Here is an 18,365-nt window from a genome sequence, read left to right as displayed (position 1 = left end):
TTATTTAAAGCCGCCTGTTAGAGCTATTAATAACAGGCAGCTGATTTACTTTTTAATTAATCAGTAGATTTGATTCTACCTTTTGATTTAGCAATTACTTCTTCCATCACGTTTCTTGGAGCTGGTTCGTAGTGATCGAACTCCATAGTAGACGTTGCACGACCTGAAGTGATTGTACGTAACTGAGTTACATAACCAAACATTTCAGAAAGTGGTACAGTTGCTTTAATTACCTGAGAACCATTACGTGTATCCATACCTAATAACTGACCACGACGACGGTTCATGTCACCGATAACATCACCCATGTTTTCTTCAGGGGTTAAGATTTCGATTTTCATGATTGGCTCCATCAATACAGGGCTACATTTAGGTAATGCTTCACGATATGCCATTTTAGCAGCAAGTTCGAAAGATAAAGCATCTGAATCGACTGCGTGGAATGAACCATCAATTAAACGAACTTTCATGTCTGGAAGTGGGTATCCAGCTAAAACTCCGTTAGACATTGAAGCAGCAAATCCTTTCTCAACTGAAGGAATAAATTCACGAGGAATAGAACCACCTGAAATTTCGTTTACAAATTGTAAACCACCTTTTTCATAATCAGCATCGATTGGCGAAATAACAACTTGAATGTCCGCGAATTTACCACGACCACCAGATTGTTTTTTATACGTTTCACGGTGTTGAACTGTACCAGTGATTGCTTCTTTGTAAGAAACCTGTGGCGCTCCCTGGTTAACCTCTACTTTAAACTCACGTTTTAAGCGGTCAATCAGGATATCTAAGTGAAGCTCACCCATACCAGAGATAATAGTCTGACCAGAATCCTCATCAGTTTGTACTCTGAATGTAGGATCTTCTTCAGCTAATTTAGAAAGTCCGATACCTAATTTATCAACATCAGCCTGAGTTTTAGGCTCAATAGCTAATCCGATAACCGGCTCAGGGAAGTTCATTGACTCCAGAATGATTGGGTTTTTCTCATCACAAAGTGTATCACCTGTTTTGATATCTTTAAAGCCTACAACCGCAGCAATATCACCAGCTCCAACATTTGGAATAGGATTTTGCTTGTTTGCGTGCATTTGGAAGATACGGGAGATACGCTCTTTGTTCTCAGAACGTGCATTATATACGTATGAACCAGCCTCTAAGTTACCCGAGTAAACACGGATAAAACATAAACGACCTACGAAAGGATCCGTTGCAATTTTAAATGCTAAAGCTGCAAAAGGCTCTGCCTCACTTGGTTTACGTAAAACTTCTTCACCTGTATTTGGGTTAGTTCCAATTACACCTTCCTGATCCATTGGTGAAGGCAATAATTCCATCACGTAATCAAGCATAGTCTGAACACCTTTGTTTTTGAAAGATGAACCACAAACCATAGGTACAATTTTAGCATCCAATACTGCCTGGCGTAATGCGTCTAAAACTTCACGTTCAGTGATAGTTTCAGGAGCTTCGAAGAATTTCTCCATCAAAGTCTCATCATACTCAGCAACAGATTCTAATAATTTTTCTCTCCATTCAGCAACTTCATCCAGCATATCTTCTGGAATTGGCACTTCAGTAAAGGTCATCCCTTTATCATGCTCATTCCAAACGATACCACGGTTGTTGATTAAATCAACAACACCTTTAAAGCCTTCTTCAGCACCGATAGGTAATTGTAAAGGAACTGCATTACTGCCTAACATGCTTTTAACCTGTCCAACAACTTTCAAGAAATCTGCACCATTACGGTCCATCTTGTTTACGAAGCCAATACGGGCAACGTTGTAGTTGTTAGCCAAACGCCAGTTAGTTTCAGATTGAGGCTCAACACCATCAACCGCAGAAAATAAGAATACCAATCCATCCAATACACGAAGTGAACGGTTTACCTCAACGGTAAAATCCACGTGACCCGGTGTATCAATGATGTTAATATGGTAATCTTGTCCTCTATATTTCCAACCAACAGTAGTAGCAGCAGAAGTAATAGTGATACCACGTTCCTGTTCTTGTGCCATCCAGTCCATTGTTGCAGCACCTTCGTGCACTTCACCAATTTTGTGACTAACACCAGCATAATAAAGGATACGCTCTGTAGTAGTGGTTTTACCAGCATCAATGTGCGCAGCAATACCAATGTTTCTTGTGAATTTTAAATCTCTTGACATCTTATGTTTTCAGTAATTAAAAACGGAAATGTGAGAACGCTTTGTTGGCTTCAGCCATTTTATGCGTATCTTCTTTCTTCTTAACTGCAGCACCTTCACCTTTAGCAGCTGAAACGATTTCTCCTGCTAATTTTTCTTTCATGGTTTTTTCACCACGTCTGCGTGCATAAGAAATTAACCATTTCATGCCTAAAGCAATTTTACGGTCTGGACGAACTTCAGTAGGAACCTGGAAGTTAGCACCACCAACACGGCGTGACTTAACCTCTACTGCAGGCATTACATTTGTTAAAGCACGTTTCCATACTTCTAATCCATTTTCACCAGATTTTTTCTCAGCTAATTCTACTGCATCATAAAAAATAGAGTAAGCGATAGATTTTTTTCCATCGTACATCATATTGTTTACAAATCTCGTCACCTGAACATCGTTAAATTTCGGATCAGGAAGGATAATTCTCTTTTTTGGTTTTGACTTTCTCATTTTCTGTTCCTCCTAATTATTTCTTTTTACCTTTTGTTGGTGCGGCAGCTACCTGACCTGGTTTAGGACGTTTAGTACCGTATTTTGAACGACGTTGGTTACGACCAGCAACTCCTGAAGTATCTAAAGCTCCACGGATGATGTGATAACGTACACCTGGTAAATCTTTAACACGACCACCACGGATCAATACAATGGAGTGCTCTTGTAAGTTGTGACCTTCTCCAGGAATATAAGCGTTAACTTCTTTTCCATTGGTCAAACGTACACGTGCAACTTTACGCATTGCTGAGTTTGGTTTTTTAGGGGTAGTGGTATATACACGTGTACATACACCTCTTCGCTGTGGACAGCTGTCCAACGCAGGAGACTTACTCTTGAACTCCAGTGCTACTCTACCTTTTCTAACTAATTGTTGAATGGTTGGCATTGTTTTTTGTTTTTTTCTATATTGTTATTAAAAACTTTACCCCTCAATAAGGGACTGCAAAGGTAAGACAATACAATTTATAAATCAAGGGGTTAACTATAATTTAATGCTTTTGAAACAGAAAAAAACGAAAACACAGACTTACAGGGTATTTACGGGTTAAAGAATGTATAGTTTACCCGCAGGGGAAGGAAAATTTCTTTGCAGTTCAGAAAAGTTTTTAGTGGAAAGTATCCAGATAAAGTTTCTCCACTTTTTTACGTGCCCACTCGGTCTTCCTCAAAAAGGTCAGACTCGACTTCAAGCTTGGATCATTGTTAAAACAAGCAATTTTTATCATTGCCCCCATTTCAGGCCATCCATAATGCCACACCAGCTGTTTAAGAATAAACTCTAATGTTTTCCCATGTAATGGGTTATTAACCTGCTTCTCTTCTGCCATAAAATTTCTTTCGATGGCCAAAGATAAAAAACTTGTCGCATATACTACCCCAAACTCCTGCAAAATGAAAGGAAAAGCAACCAGAATCAAACCCACTCCATCCCTATTTATTCTATATAATTCCTTAGGTTTGTATGAATAGCTTAACTACTCCATTAAAAAACAATCATATGAACTTCAACTTAGGTGATTTCGTACGTTTCGTAGACGAAAATATAGAAGGGTATATCACCCGCATCATTGACAAAGACACCATAGGTGTAACAGACTCCAATGATTTTGAAATTCCGGTACAAGCCTCTAAAGTAACTTTGGTACACGGTGAAATTCCAGAAGAGAATACTGTTGTGACTAACCGTCAGGCTACCGTTGTTCCAGTTGCAGAATTTATCAAAGAAGGCGTTTATCTGGGCTTGATCACTGATCAGCACAGTACAGCAGTTGCCCACTTCAACCTGGTCAACCAAACCTCTTTCCAGTTATTAGCTACATTAACCACAGAAAAAGGTGGAAATTTCAAAGGTGAATTTGCAGCAGTGATCCCGGCACACAGTACTAAAAAGATCTTTTCTGCCAACCTTGGTGATATCCAGTTATGGCCAAAATTCAATATCGAAGTTTTGTTCTCCACTGGCGCTAACGTTGAACCTCCTGCTCCGCTGATCTATCGCGAGAACATCAAAGGAAAAGACCTTTCCGTAGCAAAAGTAGAGATCGCATTACTGAAACAAAAAGGCTGGTTAATCAGACTCGACGTACCAGAACCATTAATTGATGCACAAAAATTAAAAGAAAGCTTTTTTAAAGCACGCTAAAAAATAAGGCTTCCAAGCCTTGCTGAGGAACATGAATGAGAGGATTTAAATTTGCACATACTTTAAATACGAGCAGCCGGTGGACTTATAACCTGCTGGTCAAATGGGGAGTGCCCGAAGATCTGGCAGCTTTTGTCAATCTTTTTCTGCTGATGTTTGCACTGCTTATTGTAGTATATATCTTTCACCACACGGTGAGAAGGATATTGAGGATCATTTTGATCCGTGCCAGCAAACGCTCAAAATTTAAGTTCTTTCATCACCTGCTCAACAACAGGTTCCCCCATTTCCTGGCGCAATGCGCACCGTTGGTCCTGGTTAATGCACTCATTCCCATCCTCTTTCTGGATTTCCCGGACATGATCAAACCCATGAATGCCATTACCGATGTTTACATGGTATTTATCGTGATCTGGATAGCGATGACATTGATCAAAGCCAGTGGTGACGACCTGCGGACGAAATCAACTTTCCGCGAAAAACCTATAGATAGTTATATCCAGGTGGTACGGATGATCCTTTACCTGATCGGTGCAGTAGTCATTTTCTCTCACCTGACCGGACAGTCCCCTATTGCCTTTTTTACTGCAATGGGTGCAATATCTGCCGTGCTGTTATTGATGTTTAAGGATACCATTATGGGCTTTGTAGCCAGCATTCAGGTCACTGCCAACGATACGGTCAGGATTGGTGACTGGATTACTATGACTAAATACGGAGCAGACGGTGATGTTGTTGCCATTAACCTGACTACCGTAAAAGTGCAGAACTTTGATAAAACGATCACGACCATCCCTACCTATTCCCTGATCTCAGATTCCTTTCAAAACTGGCGCGGGATGAGTGAAGCAGGTGGCAGAAGAATTAAAAGAGCGATTCTGATCAAGCAAGCCACTATCAGGTTTATTACTGCTGAGGAAGTTGAAGAGTTCAAAAAAATACAATCCCTGACCAGTTATATCGAGCACCGTCAAAAAGACATTGATAAAAACAACGAACGTTTAGGGATCGACAAATCTTTGTTAATTAACGGCAGAAATCTGACTAACGCCGGATTGTACCGGAAATACATTGATAACTATCTGAATAACCATTCGGGAACGCATAAAAAGATGACTATGATGGTCAGACATCTTGCACCAACACCCAACGGACTACCTATAGAGCTTTACGTTTTCACCAGTACCACCAAATGGGCTGACTATGAATATATCATGGCTGATATTTTTGATCACCTGATTGCTGCCGCCCGTTACTTCGACCTTCAGATTTATGAAACAGAAGCTTCTGGAGATACCACCAGTATTAGTTTTAATGATCCCCTGACCGTTAGCCGTCCGCCGGCCGTCCGTCAGGGAAATCTTTAGTCCATCAGCTGAATTGCAGTCCTGTAATCGATCTTGCCATTTGGCGTTAGAGGAACCGATGCTACAAATTTCACTTTGACCATGCTCGGGTGCAGGTTTAATTTTTCTTTCAGTACCTGTTTGACCCTTTCAGGTGCTAATTCCTCATTTAAATGTAAGACCAGGATGGATTTATCTTCAATCCCCATACAGACAAAGGTCTCTCCGCCCAATGCGTTTTTCAAGATTAGTTCTACTTCATCCAGGTTCATCCGGGTACCAAATAACTTCACGATCCTTTTGATCCTTCCGATGATATAATAATAACCATCTTCATCTTTTCTGCCGACATCACCTGTTTGTAACCTTTCACTCCGTTGAAACGTAGCCAGATCTTCCAGCTTTTTTGCATAACCGCCAAAAATATTAGGGCCAAGGTAGATCAGCTCATTGCTATCGGGATCAATCTCGAAACTCCCGTTTTTAATCGGTATTCCAATGGAAGTATTTTTAGTAAACAGGTCTTTCGGTGGCAGATAAGCCATTCTTCCGGCAGCTTCAGTTTGGCCATACATGACGAAAAACTGGGTCTGCTGTCTTAGACCATGTTCAGCCAGTACCTGAACTAAGGTATGGTTCAGAATCCCTCCTGTCTGCGTCATATACCTTAACGAAGGATACTCTTTTTTGAAAAAGCCAATTCTGTTCAGCATTTCATAAACATAAGGGACACCTCCGATAGAAGTGCATTCATATTTGTCAAAATCTGTCCAGAATTCCTTCTGTAAAATATCTCTGTTGGTACATATCATTTTTCCACCTGCAATACAATTACTGGTAAAAATAGATAACCCATACACAAAAATGACCGGTACATTTAAGGGAGTCACATCTGTTGGCTGAATAGGAAGGAAATCTAAAATAGAACAGGCGTTCTGCACCAGGTTTTCATCTGATAGCTTCACGAACTTTGGAGAACCCGTAGTTCCTGAAGTACTCAATAGTAACTTAATTTCCTCATGGACAGGATAATCCGGCTCAGACAGGTTTTTAAACAATTGAATTCTGGAGGAAGCTTCATAAACCTCAAAGCCATCAACTGCTGCCCGGGAAGGGTCATAAATATAGTAAGGCTGATAAGCCTCTTCCAATTCCAGTTTAAACTGAATATCCAGTTGCGGACTTAATAATGTGACTGTAAAACGGCTCTGTAAGAAGTTTAAAAAGACCTCTACAGATCCGATCATATTATCTGTATATAAGAAAACGATGGCTTTCCGGTCATCAATCGTGATGGATTGATGAAATTCATTGACCCCATAAGACGTATCCGTCAAGGCATCAACATAAACCAGGTTTTTATTACTTAAAATTAAATCGTAAAGTCTCATGCTGTTTATATTTTAGTCAATAGAAGCGGTTTAATCAGACTTCGACCCCGTATTTGAGTAAGCCGGAGATCACATTGGGGACGCTGTTCATTTCCAGCAGGTCTTCTGTTTCAATGGCAATAGCGTAACTGGATTCCAGTTCTGCGATCAGGATCATATGTGACATGGAATCCCATTCAGGAATACTCTGATAAGCTAAATCGGCTGTGATCTGATCGGAAGGAATTGCTAGGGCAGTAGCAAAAACCTCTTGTAATTTCGGTGACATGTTCATTTTTTTTTCGTTTTAGTGGTTAGGATAAAGCACAAATGCCTCTCTGTTTTTAGACTTTTGTTTTCTTCCAGTCACCTCTTCTGAAGATGACAATACAAGCAATGGCCAGTACCAGTTCGGAAGTGAGAATCGCAATAAAGACTCCTTTAGTTCCCCAATCCATGCTGATCCCTAGGAACCAGGCTAAAGGAAGCTGGGTGATATAAAACATCAGGATATAAAGCATGGTTAACTGTTTGACATTACCCGCAGCATTTAGTGCTCTGGAAATTACCATCGTATAACCGAGCAGGACATAAGCAATAGACAGGTATTGAATATACATGACCCCATTTTGAAGGATACCCCGGACATTGGTAAAAATGCCGATTACATCCTTCGCAAAAAACAGCCAGAATACGGCAACCAGGCTTAAAAAGCACATATTAAACCAGCCTGCTCTCCAGACTGACTGCTCTGCACGTTCAGGCTGATTAGCGCCCATATTTTGTCCGGTTAAAACACCCGCTGCATTTCCAATTCCCCAGGCTGGCATCGTAGCTACGGAAGCTACCCGCTGCGCAATAATATAACCAGCAAAGGCATCGGCTCCAAAATGCGTAATGATTTTGGTCATAATCAGCCAGCTTGAAGAAGGGATCAGATATTGGAAAGTACCCGCAAAACCTAAGCGCAAAATGCTTTTTACAATTTCCGGAACAAACGCCAGCTGTGCTTTTTTGATTACAATGATAGTTTTCCCTTTAATCAAATACCAGAATTGATAAATCACGCCGATCACTCTCGCAATTACTGTAGCCAGTGCAACTCCGGTGAGTCCGAAAGCAGGTATAAAGCCCCAGCCAAAAATCAGGACCGGGCACAATATAATATTAATCAGGTTGGAAACCCATAGGTTCCGCATCGCCATAGCTGCGTCTCCGGCACCCCGGAAAATCCCGTTTAAAAGCATCCGCAGGATCAGTAGAAAGACACTGCCCAGCATCAGCTGAGAAAAAACATGTCCCTGTACAATTAAGGCATCCGCAGCACCTACTGCCCGCAATACCTGGGTAGAGAAAATACATAATAAAAGTGCAATAGTTCCGCCAATGCTTACCCCCACATAAATGGCCTGCATAGCAGTAGAACCGGCACTTTCAAATTTAGCTTCTCCAATACGCCTGGCAATAATAGTAGATGCGGCGATACTCAGGCCCATGGCTACAGAATAAGCGACCGCAGTAATTGATTGTGTAATTCCGACAATCAGAATCGCACCTGCGCCAAGCTTGCTGACAAAAAAGATATTGACGAAAACAAAAAGAGACTCCATGGTCAGTTCCAGCACCATAGGTACAGATAACAGGACAATGGCCCGGTTAATTCCACCGGTCGTGAATTTCTTCTCCGTGCCTTGTACCGCCTGACGAAGCAAAAGCAGCACTGACCGCGTTTGCAAAATAAGCGTCTTCATTAATTCTCTTTTAAAGCTTCAGTTTCAGCAGTTCTGAACAAGGTCAGTGGATTGCTCAATTGTCCGCTTTTAAATGATCTGGCAAAACCGGTCGTCTCTTTATAGCCATTAAACAGCCGCTGACTATTGATATTTAAACGCTTAAAATGCGGGACAAACAAATTGTACCTTTCAAATTTCGCATTCAGCTCCGGATGGGTTTCCTGGTAAGTCTCAATCACATTATAAACACATTTCCAGAATGATTTCTCCGGATAACCGACCGTAGTATGGAAAACATCTCCTAAGTACCTGAAATAAGCTTCAAATACACCGATCAATATCACTAAGGGAACATTTTCAGGGTTAGAAGAAAGGATCATATTTTCAGAGAATTCTTTCGGTAACTTAGCCTGAGCTTCTTCATTCAGTAAAATATCTCCTGCAAAGTCTTTCAGCACAATACGGACAGGAACGTAGTTTTCCATGATCAGTATCACATTTTCTCCATGCGGATTTACACAAACGGCATGCTGATAATAGATATGCAGTAACGGTTTCAGGTAAGCATTCAGGTAGGTCATTAACCATTGTTCAGCATCCAGACCAGATCTTTCTATCAGTTCCTGTACCAAGCTTTTCCCGGTATCATCGACATATAACAAAGCAGCCATGGTCATTAACTTTTCTCCCGGCTTTAAGAATTTCCCCGGACTTTCTCTCCACAATACGCCCAGGTATTCGTTGTATTGGAATGGAGGATCTATAATTCCGGTATAATTTGGGTGTAAATAACCAATGGTGGCCACTTCGCCTAAAAGTACCAGCCCCAGATCCTGCAAATAAGTATCCGTTAATAAGATACTTTTAAGCCATGCCGTTAAACGTGGCGCAATGGCGAGCTGCTTTGGCGGCAAACCTCTTACTGTTCCGGTGTTTAAAATAGAAATAGCCGTTTTTACATAATGTTTATCAGGATGGCTCAGGTTAAAAAAAGTACGGATACTTTGCTGAGGGGAGTAAAGGTCATCACCAAATGCTAAGGGAACCAGCAATTGGTTAGCAATATCGGCTGCAAATAAGATCAGCAGCTTATTATTCCACTGCCATTCATGTACTGGCATCAATAAGTAATCTGAAGGAATTAAACCTCTACCTGATAAATAGTTGTTGAAAATATTGATTTGCGCTTTGCCCAATTCGGCTTCAAAAAACTCCCGCTCATCGATCTCTTCTACCGCTTTAAAGGTAGCGCGGGTCCGGTTTACTGCGATCCACATCAACCGGGTATGCTGGTTCGCTTCCGGTGCATAGCTCAGGTAATCTTGCTGATTGAAATCGAGCCTTCCTTTGTTCACAATAATCCAGGGATGCCCTTCCATCTGGTGCTCAATGGTCTGATAATCTGCTTCAGCTAAAGTACCCACCACCATCCGTCCTTTGGACTGCATAAAAGCGTCTGCGTATAAAGTATGCAGAATTTCTTCTATATAATGGGCGAGTGTAAAAGAGTTGAGGCCAAAAGTCTGCTGTACTTCGGTAAAAAAAGCGGGTACATCAGTTGCTGATTTCACGATTTCATTTTCATGCTTCTGGATGGAAGGTTTTAAAATATGCCAGTAATCCAGCAGCCGCGGATAAGCTGAAAAGGTATAATAGATATTTTCATGATCGGTATTCAGCCTGAAGTGAATGAGCCCATCTGCATCTTCACTGGTGCGAAGTGGAAGCGCAACCTGTTCGTGCATTAGTTCTGCAAGTGTCTTGGCAAAAAGGTCTGTATTCACTTTTTCCCATATCGTGATATGAAGGGGTGTGATGCTCTCCAGTAAATTCGTCGTTGTCATTTTTAAGATGTTTTAGGCTAAAGTGCTGAGATCAGTTCATTTCGGAAATCTTTGGCTGCCGGGAATTTTGCCCAATACCATTCGCGATAACAGAAATTCAGATTGGCTTTCTTGTCCGGTAAATCAATTACTTTTTCAATTTTAAAGCCCACATGTGCTTTATTCATAATTGAGGCCATAGAATCTACAGAACCCTCACCAACCATTTTTCCAACTTTCGGCTCTGCAAACACAAAGTCCAGTATAGATTGGGTAGATGGAGAAGCATATTTCAATTTAGGATCAACAGGCGCAATAAACTGGTGCGTTCCATAATCTGTTGGTAAAGCATCATAATATTTGCCTACTAAATCACGGCATGCCCAGTACACTTCAAAGTTAAAAGTAGGTACCCCGTTAGCTTCCCCGATATAACTGTTCACTACATTGCCGGCAAGTAAAGTGCGGTAAAATGTCTCCAGTTCACGGATTGGCCAGTTCATCTTCCAGATCTTCAGCGCATGTTCGCGGTGAAACCATTCATGCAGCATTTCCAGGTCGCGGTTTAAGTCTAAAGGACGGATGGTAATTTCAACATCTTCTTTAGCAAAATAACGGCTGAATACCACATCCTTACCTTGAGGGTTGATCAGCGCTTTTGAAAAAACTTTTTTATTTAATGGATTTGGGAATTCTTTATAAACAGCAGGATGTGTTCTAGGCGCGCTGGCCTCATCCATATTGTTCAGATTGGTCAGTAAATTCCCTTTAATAGTCAGGATTGTACTGTTTAGCAGATGGCCAACCAAACCTGTGGTATCGGCTTCTTCCTCTACCCAATAGACATCATATATTAAACTGATCAGCACCTGTTCATCTGCAAGACCGCTTCTGCCCAGCGCATTCACAATACCTAACAAATGATTGACCAGCAGGTAATAGCTGTGGAAATTAATTAATCTTGGTTCTCCGATGAATGATCTGCTATCGATTCCAAAATCAGGAATAACGGTATAAAGTTCTTCTACTTTACCCTGTCGGAAAAAGTAACCCTGGTTATCTCTGAAGTGTAACCTGGCTGGGAAAAGGTTAGCGTCAAATTCCACCAGCATATTTTGCTGATGATATTCCCCGCCCAGTCCATATTTATTAAAGACACCGACTAACGGCTTAATGGTAATTTTCAGGTACTGTGTGAACCAGGCAATGGCAACTTCCTGAATAGGTTTCCCCTGACGGTTTGCCGCTTCTGTAATCAAATTCAGCATCCTTGGCGCTTGTCCTAATATGCCGTCCTGAGTTAATGAGGCAACCATACCTACATTCTTTTTCGCAGCTGCTCCTCTGAAAGGGTTCTGACGGATACTTGTACTAAAGCCATCGATCACCTGTCCCTGGTAACTCACCATGATAAAAGCGGGATCTGTCAGGAAGTTTATCTCCGGAAAATCTTTCCCGATCCCCTGTCCCCAGCTTGTTTTCAACAACATACTGGCATCATACCCACGGTGTAATTCATGGGGGTAATTGACACGGAAAGAGTTTGTAATCTTCACATGCAAAGAGAATTTATACATCCACTCGCTGTCTGCATTATATACGGTACGCACCGATGAAGTCGCGGTAAATAAAGACCCATATGCTCCCAGGTTATGTAAAAGTCCATTTGCCTGCATTTCCTTTACCTCTGGCAGTGCCAATAAGTATTTGGCTTCCCATGGGTGCACCGGAACAACTTTCCAGTCCGGGTACTGGACTAATATATTTTTTAAAGTTTCTTCTGCGTTTGCCAGGAGGTCATTTCGGAGCTGTACTGTGGTGAGTACCTCTTCAGCACTCTTTTCAATTACATTATCCGGATGAATCAGGAAATAATTTAATTGAAACTGTCCGCCGGTTTCCGGAGAATACTGCGCCAGCTCTGTTGCTGTAAAACCTTCCCTGCTTTTGGGCAGCGGATGTACGCTATGACCTAATATTAAGGATTGCTCGGCTTCAATAAAAGACATTTCAGGCTGATTAGCCTTGCGGTTATTCGATTGGAAGTCGAACAGGTAACCGCTTAAATTGTGCATACTATTTTCAAGCCGTCCTATTGTAATTGCCGCATCTATATCCGGGTAAGCGCCCTTTGCAAATGCTGCAATCAGTTCTACAAACCGCTTCGGATCGATCACATGAATTACATCTGCTTCACAATTGCGTTCTACCACCGGATAAAGGAAAGAGTGAACGCCACTTTCAGAAAAATAAGCAAGAGGTACGAATACTTCTGTGCCTATACTGGTAAAATCAAATCTCAGGAATGAAGTGTAACCACTGGACCGCATATAATCAGCCAGAGCCGCATCATATTTTGGGATACCTTCATACCGGCTCCAATTGTCAAACTCCCGGCAGCAGCAATTAATCAGGGATTTAAAATTAACTTGTTCTGCCTGCGTACGCAGTTCAGTTAAGTCGAAAGTAGTACTTGTTGTTTTCATATAGTAGCAGATGTAGGGTTCGTAATTTATCAATCAACAAACTATTCTTATTTAGAACAATTAAAATTAATAATGGTAAACGTATTTATAATAATTATAAATAGCAAATAAAACTTCACGTAACGAAAGAATTAGTGAAATCGTATTTCCTATTAAGATTTTAGAGAAACTTAGAAGAAACAGCCTTAAACCTTGTCGGACGACAGGTTCTGATCTATCTTTTAGCGGAGGGGGGATGACCTTACGATCAGGGATAACCTGGGAGCCTGCGCTCGATTATACTATTAACCAGGAATATCAGTCAATGATAATTTGCTGAAAAAATAAACGGGCAAGCTTTGTGTTAAGCTTGCCCGTTTATTTTTAGCTGTTATTTAAACCAGGTATTGTTGGTTACATCTACATCTGGTAATACTTTATCCGGATCTAATTCAGCAGAGAGTAACTCTACCGTAGTCGGATAATTAATTGTCCAGCTTTTGTTGCGCATCCATACATCTACAGGTACTTTAATATTACCTACTTTACCATTTTTATCCTTCACTTGTAAGATAATAGGCATGGGTAGTTGTTCCAGATTAGTAATCACAATATCATAGCTTTCCAGCTGACCACCGTTTTTAACTGGCGTTACACTGGTAATCGCCTGATCCATGATCCAGTTCTCTAAGAACCAGCCTTTCCAAAACCACGAAAGATCTTCTCCGGCCCCATTTTCCATAGACCTGAAAAAGTCGGTCGGTGCAGGATGTTTAAAAGCCCAGGCTTTGATATAATTTCTAAATGCGTAATCGAAACGATCAGCGCCTAATACTTCATTTCTTAACAGCTGCAGACCCATTGCAGGTTTAAAATATAAGTTCTGACCGATGTTCTTCTCTCCCATTGCATCAGGGCTTAACAAGATATACTCTTTGTCTGGTTTTGACATCGCCTTAGCTGCCGCCTGTATGTTCTGTTTCGAGTTTTTATATTCTCCCTTGTTAAATGCTTCAGAAGATAATCCGTTAATGAAAGTATTGAAACCTTCATCCATCCAGCCATATTTACGCTCATTACTTCCTACAATCATCGGGAACCAGCTATGTCCAAATTCATGGTCAATAACACCCCAGGTTTCATCAGTCTTCGCTTTCCATCCACAGAAAACAATCCCCGGATATTCCATACCGCTAATGTTAGAAGCAATATTTACGGCCATCGGATAAGGATATTCAAACCATTTGTCTGAATAATGCTCAATGCTGGCTTTCACATATTCTACACCTCTTCCGTAACCATCTTTGCCATTGCTCTCTACGGGCTGCGCAGAAACGGCCAGAGATTTTTTACCGCTTGGTAAATTAATCTTCGCGGCATCCAGGACAAAGGCTTTAGAAGAAGCAAAGGCTACATCCCTTGTATTCGACATCCGGTATTTCCAGGTCAGCTGATTTTTTGCAGGACGTGATTTAGGATCAGTCACTTCATCAGCTGTGCGGACCGATACTGTTTGATCACTTAATTTTGCAGCATTCCATCTTTTTAATTGTACTGCTGTAAATACTTCTTCAGGATTTAACAATTCACCTGAACCCATTAAGATATGACTGGCAGGGGCAGTAATATTATAGTTAACATCTCCGTACTCACAGTAAAACTCTCCGGCTCCCCAGTAAGGCAGCGTATTCCAGCCTAACACATCATCATAGACAGCTAATCTTGGAAACCACTGTGCGATAGAATAGATCTCTCCATTTTGCGTGGCCAGGTGTCCCATCCGGTCTGATCCGTTTATTGGAATCACAAAAGAGTAATTCATTTTAATGGTTATTGTTTCTCCGTTTCCCGCTAAAGGTTTATCCAGACGGATCTGCATCCGGGTATCTTCTACTATAGAAGTAAATTTAACACCTTGCGCTTTTTGAGAAACTGCAAGGTCAGAAATCTGGTACCCGCCGTTCACTTTCTCACCTCTTGCTCCATAACGGCTGCCGGCTTTAATTACGCCGTTACCTCTGGAGTGTTCTTCAAAAAGATTCTGATCTAATTGCAGCCAGATATAAGGCAGCTGATCCGGGCTGTTATTTTTATAAGTAATCGTTACTGTACCTGTAACCGTATTTTTCTGATCATCCAATGTAGCAGAAATGTTATAATCTGCGCGGTTTTGCCAGTATTTTGGACCCGGATAACCACTTGCTGAGCGGAATTCGTTCCCGTTTTGCGTATAAAATGAAGGACCAAAAGCTAAATGCGGATCATAATTGCTGTCAGCAGCTGTTTTTTGTGCTTGCGAATGGAGACTAAAAGCAAAAAACACTACAAAAAGGAGTGTTCTCTGGATAAATTGATAATTCATTATATCGGGTTTTATGATTGTAAAAAGGGGTTACTGCCCTGTTAGCTTCTTCATATTTGGCAATTTCCTTTGTTCCGGAGGTAATTTTAACCAGGTCTGATAAGCAACAGCAATATAGTAATCATAATTGAAAGGGTCATCAGCCTTTACTCTTTCCACGGTAGGTCTGTAGAGCTCAATAAACTCTTTAAGCTCCTGTCCTTGCAGCTTAATTAAGCTGTTGACATGTTCCTCATTAAAATACTGACTGATTTCCGCTTCATAGGCACCCCTTTCTTCCAGTGCTCTTTCTTTCGCTTTTTCTCTTCTTACTTTTCCGGAACCAAAGGCCAGTCCTATTCCTCCTGCACGCTGAACATTCTGTGTCGGAGCAATTCCATGCACACGCTCAAACCCTTTTGCATTCTGGTTTTTCAGGTTCAGGTCTTTGGAAAGTTTCGCACTCTGAATATCTACTTGTTTCAATGTCGTTGAAGAAGCAGGAAGATAAATGGTTTTAGACAACATATTGGTCAGATAAAGCGTATCGGTATGAAAACCCGGTAAAGAGAATTCCAGTAAGTCACCTTTTTTTGCTTTAATCATGAACTGTCCGGCGGCACCTGTTGAGGTAGTCTCGTGCGTATTCAGGTTCTTTACTGTCACTTTCTGCAGCGGGAAGCTCTTGTTATCATAGTCAAATACACCTCCGGTAATTCCGGTCTGCGCAAATGTATATAGTGGTATTGTCAGAAACAATACAAGGATCAGTTGTTTAAAAGTTTTCATGGTATTTCTTTTTCGTTAGCTCCATCGCTCCCCTTTTCGGGAAACCCAGAAAAAACGTGGTTTACAGGCGATAACTCCAAATATAATTTAGTTTAACGTTTCGCCTTATTTTTTAACAAAAATTAACAGGTAATGGTTTCCCTATTTCAATAATTTGCTATATAATTCTTCATCGAAGCTGATCAGGATTGCTTTTCCATCTTGTTCTACCACGGGACGTTTAATCGCACTGGTATTATTTAACAGCACTTCAATTGCTGATTTTTCATCTTTGACTGCCAGCTGCTGCTCAGGGCTAAGTTTTTTCCAGGTCGTCCCTTTTTTGTTTAAAACTACTTCCCAGCCAAAGGCAGCGCACCACAGCTGAAGTTTCTCTGCAGTAATCCCCTGCTTTTTAAAATCATGAAATTCATAGTCAACGCCGTTATCTGTCAACCATGTCCTTGCTTTTTTAACTGTATTACAATTCGGAATTCCGTAAACTATCATCTGCATAAAATAAACGTAAAGATACCTATATTTCCCTATTCGTCACATTTTTTGAGTCATTCATCACATTTTGACGGCATAAAAGAAAAGCCTTTGTAGTATTGCAGAGGAATCAGCATAAAGCAGCGCTGGTTCCAACGCTTCACAAGAAAAAATAATCCAATGAAACCCGACATTAAAGACCTCAGCAAAATAGAATTCTGGACCGTAAGCATCATGTATGGCTTTGCAGTAATGATGCTCATTTCAAACGGCTCCACTAACAATACCTCAACTCCATATAATTTCCAGGAAGCCAGGGTGAGCTTTAGTTATCTTTCGAATTACTTTTTGCCGGGATTATTTAGATATTCTATCCTGTATTTCAGTTTTCTGCTGCTTAATTTCTGCTGCCTGCCTCCTTTATATCAACGGAAAAACACAGGGATCAATCTTTCCATTTTATTTGGTGTTTACTTATTCTCGGGACTTATTTTGAGTATTGCACAGACTTATAGCCATGCTTATACGCTGGTCAAATATGATGAACTTGATGAAGCTTACAACCACATTTTCTTTCAGGGCTTTACCTATGCGGGCTGGATGATTATACTCACAGCCATTTATGTAGCGATCAAAAAACTAATTATTTACCTGATCGAGAACAAAGAAGAGGAAAGTAATAAAACAATGAAACTGGAAATTGCTTTTGCTTCAGCTTTCTGGTTCGCAGGTATATTGGTCTGGCTGGCTATAGGCGTAGACTTCAGTGTAATTCTTGCCTGGACCTTAGTGATCGGCTCTTGTTCTTTCCTGATTATTTATGGCATTTATTACCTGATTCCAAATACACTGGCCCAAGGCAAGAAGTTCCGCAATTACTTAGGCAAGAATATGTTGTTAACCTTGATTTTTTGTATTCCCCTCGGTTTAATAGCTGTGGTGATTACAGGAAAAGGTGAAATGTTTCCGATCGTGAATGCTTTTCACTTGATGGCACAACTCCTGATCAGTACGCCACTGGCCTGGTATATCTATAAAACGAGAAATGCGACGGAGGAACAAATATTTGCACTTAAAAAAGAACTCGGGAAGTCAGATGCCAATCTTGGGTTCCTCAAATCTCAGATCAATCCTCATTTTCTGTTTAATGCGCTGAATACTTTATATGGTACTGCCTTGCAAGAGAAAGCGGAACGTACCGGAGAAGGAATCCAGAAGTTAGGAGATATGATGCGTTTTATGCTGCACGAAAACATGCAGGACAAAATTTCCCTGGTCAGAGATATAGATTACCTGAATAATTATATAGAACTACAGAAGCTGAGAACTTCTACCACAGTAGACATTAACATCAAAGCAGAAATTGAAGAGCAATTAATGGATTTAAAGATTTCACCGATGTTATTAATCCCTTTTGTTGAAAATGCTTTTAAGCATGGCATTAGTTTACAATCTCCTTCTCATATCAAAGTAACGCTGCAGACTAAAGCCAATATGCTTTATTTTGATGTCAACAATAGTATTCACCTGAAGGCCGACGGTGATCCGGAAAAAATCAACAGCGGCATAGGTTTGCAAAATGTAAAACAGCGTTTAAGTTTGCTGTATCCGAAGAAACATGAATTGATCATCAGAGAAAGTGCAAAAGAGTTTTTCGTACATTTAACGCTGAATCTAGATTAAAA

The 18,365-nt window shown here is 40.8% G+C and carries 15 protein-coding genes; 3 read left to right on the top strand and 12 right to left on the bottom strand.

The genetic code is table 11. The features are described from left to right. Positions 1-56: 56 nt before the first annotated feature. From fusA to LY11_RS12260, 4 genes are all read right to left on the bottom strand, one after another. Positions 57-2,171 (bottom strand): elongation factor G, encoded by a 2,115-nt coding sequence (gene fusA, locus LY11_RS12275; protein ID WP_111633984.1) that lies wholly within the window; start codon positions 2,169-2,171, stop codon positions 57-59. Positions 2,172-2,187: 16 nt separating this feature from the next. Beyond that, the gene (gene rpsG, locus LY11_RS12270; RefSeq protein ID WP_111633983.1) at positions 2,188-2,655 is read right to left on the bottom strand and encodes a 30S ribosomal protein S7; all 468 of its coding nucleotides are present in this window, start codon (positions 2,653-2,655) and stop codon (positions 2,188-2,190) included. 16 nt (positions 2,656-2,671) lie between these two features. After that, positions 2,672-3,085 (bottom strand): 30S ribosomal protein S12, encoded by a 414-nt coding sequence (gene rpsL / locus LY11_RS12265; protein WP_008244597.1) that lies wholly within the window; start codon positions 3,083-3,085, stop codon positions 2,672-2,674. A 220-nt stretch (positions 3,086-3,305) separates the two neighbouring features. Then, a complete protein-coding gene (locus LY11_RS12260) occupies positions 3,306-3,623 on the bottom strand; it encodes a VF530 family protein (protein WP_317047995.1) in 318 nt (105 codons plus the stop codon). A gap of 74 nt (positions 3,624-3,697) precedes the next feature. On the opposite strand from LY11_RS12260, the gene LY11_RS12255 reads away from it, so the two are divergent. Continuing rightward, positions 3,698-4,342, top strand: a complete 645-nt coding sequence (locus LY11_RS12255) for a hypothetical protein (protein ID WP_111634010.1) — start codon at positions 3,698-3,700, stop codon at positions 4,340-4,342. Positions 4,343-4,377: 35 nt separating this feature from the next. Then, entirely contained in the window at positions 4,378-5,709 is a 1,332-nt protein-coding gene (locus tag LY11_RS12250; RefSeq protein WP_111633982.1) for a mechanosensitive ion channel family protein, read from the top strand. Here LY11_RS12250 and LY11_RS12245 read toward each other — a convergent pair. From LY11_RS12245 to LY11_RS12210, 8 genes are all read right to left on the bottom strand, one after another. Continuing rightward, positions 5,706-7,079: an AMP-binding protein gene (locus LY11_RS12245; protein WP_111633981.1), complete on the bottom strand. Its 1,374-nt coding sequence runs from the start codon at positions 7,077-7,079 to the stop codon at positions 5,706-5,708. The genes LY11_RS12250 and LY11_RS12245 overlap by 4 nt on opposite strands. 34 nt (positions 7,080-7,113) lie before the next feature. Further along, positions 7,114-7,347, bottom strand: a complete 234-nt coding sequence (locus LY11_RS12240; protein ID WP_211321537.1) for an acyl carrier protein — start codon at positions 7,345-7,347, stop codon at positions 7,114-7,116. A gap of 55 nt (positions 7,348-7,402) precedes the next feature. Next, positions 7,403-8,809, bottom strand: coding sequence for an MATE family efflux transporter (locus tag LY11_RS12235; protein WP_111633979.1), 1,407 nt, complete (start codon positions 8,807-8,809; stop codon positions 7,403-7,405). After that, positions 8,809-10,635 (bottom strand): IucA/IucC family protein, encoded by a 1,827-nt coding sequence (locus LY11_RS12230; RefSeq protein ID WP_111633978.1) that lies wholly within the window; start codon positions 10,633-10,635, stop codon positions 8,809-8,811. The genes LY11_RS12235 and LY11_RS12230 overlap by 1 nt, the downstream gene beginning before the upstream one ends. Positions 10,636-10,652: 17 nt before the next feature. Next, positions 10,653-13,100, bottom strand: coding sequence for a GNAT family N-acetyltransferase (locus LY11_RS12225; protein WP_111633977.1), 2,448 nt, complete (start codon positions 13,098-13,100; stop codon positions 10,653-10,655). Between the two features lie 370 nt (positions 13,101-13,470). After that, positions 13,471-15,441, bottom strand: coding sequence for a M1 family metallopeptidase (locus LY11_RS12220; RefSeq protein ID WP_111633976.1), 1,971 nt, complete (start codon positions 15,439-15,441; stop codon positions 13,471-13,473). A 30-nt stretch (positions 15,442-15,471) separates the two neighbouring features. After that, positions 15,472-16,209, bottom strand: a complete 738-nt coding sequence (locus LY11_RS12215; protein WP_111633975.1) for a hypothetical protein — start codon at positions 16,207-16,209, stop codon at positions 15,472-15,474. 141 nt (positions 16,210-16,350) lie between these two features. Then, positions 16,351-16,704, bottom strand: coding sequence for an ArsC family reductase (locus LY11_RS12210; RefSeq protein ID WP_317047994.1), 354 nt, complete (start codon positions 16,702-16,704; stop codon positions 16,351-16,353). A gap of 156 nt (positions 16,705-16,860) precedes the next feature. Here LY11_RS12210 and LY11_RS12205 point away from each other — a divergent pair, with 156 nt between their 5' ends. Beyond that, positions 16,861-18,363, top strand: a complete 1,503-nt coding sequence (locus tag LY11_RS12205) for a sensor histidine kinase (RefSeq protein WP_211321536.1) — start codon at positions 16,861-16,863, stop codon at positions 18,361-18,363. Positions 18,364-18,365 lie beyond the last annotated feature (2 nt).

This window comes from Pedobacter cryoconitis (genome assembly GCF_003259615.1).
Taxonomy (GTDB): domain Bacteria; phylum Bacteroidota; class Bacteroidia; order Sphingobacteriales; family Sphingobacteriaceae; genus Pedobacter; species Pedobacter cryoconitis.
The sequence above is the reverse complement of the archived record's forward strand: the minus strand, read 5'-3'. Positions and strand labels throughout refer to the sequence as shown.

What these genes read in the sequence shown, in the direction of transcription:
- LY11_RS12245 (WP_111633981.1), bottom strand. Translation starts at nt 7,079, where the DNA reads ATGAGACTTTACGATTTAATTTTAAGTAATAAAAACCTGGTTTATGTT.
- LY11_RS12240 (WP_211321537.1), bottom strand. Translation starts at nt 7,347, where the DNA reads ATGTCACCGAAATTACAAGAGGTTTTTGCTACTGCCCTAGCAATTCCT.
- LY11_RS12225 (WP_111633977.1), bottom strand. Translation starts at nt 13,100, where the DNA reads ATGAAAACAACAAGTACTACTTTCGACTTAACTGAACTGCGTACGCAG.
- LY11_RS12205 (WP_211321536.1), top strand. Translation starts at nt 16,861, where the DNA reads ATGAAACCCGACATTAAAGACCTCAGCAAAATAGAATTCTGGACCGTA.
- LY11_RS12235 (WP_111633979.1), bottom strand. Translation starts at nt 8,809, where the DNA reads ATGAAGACGCTTATTTTGCAAACGCGGTCAGTGCTGCTTTTGCTTCGT.
- fusA (WP_111633984.1), bottom strand. Translation starts at nt 2,171, where the DNA reads ATGTCAAGAGATTTAAAATTCACAAGAAACATTGGTATTGCTGCGCAC.
- LY11_RS12255 (WP_111634010.1), top strand. Translation starts at nt 3,698, where the DNA reads ATGAACTTCAACTTAGGTGATTTCGTACGTTTCGTAGACGAAAATATA.
- LY11_RS12220 (WP_111633976.1), bottom strand. Translation starts at nt 15,441, where the DNA reads ATGAATTATCAATTTATCCAGAGAACACTCCTTTTTGTAGTGTTTTTT.
- rpsG (WP_111633983.1), bottom strand. Translation starts at nt 2,655, where the DNA reads ATGAGAAAGTCAAAACCAAAAAAGAGAATTATCCTTCCTGATCCGAAA.
- LY11_RS12210 (WP_317047994.1), bottom strand. Translation starts at nt 16,704, where the DNA reads ATGCAGATGATAGTTTACGGAATTCCGAATTGTAATACAGTTAAAAAA.
- LY11_RS12250 (WP_111633982.1), top strand. Translation starts at nt 4,378, where the DNA reads ATGAGAGGATTTAAATTTGCACATACTTTAAATACGAGCAGCCGGTGG.
- LY11_RS12215 (WP_111633975.1), bottom strand. Translation starts at nt 16,209, where the DNA reads ATGAAAACTTTTAAACAACTGATCCTTGTATTGTTTCTGACAATACCA.
- rpsL (WP_008244597.1), bottom strand. Translation starts at nt 3,085, where the DNA reads ATGCCAACCATTCAACAATTAGTTAGAAAAGGTAGAGTAGCACTGGAG.
- LY11_RS12230 (WP_111633978.1), bottom strand. Translation starts at nt 10,635, where the DNA reads ATGACAACGACGAATTTACTGGAGAGCATCACACCCCTTCATATCACG.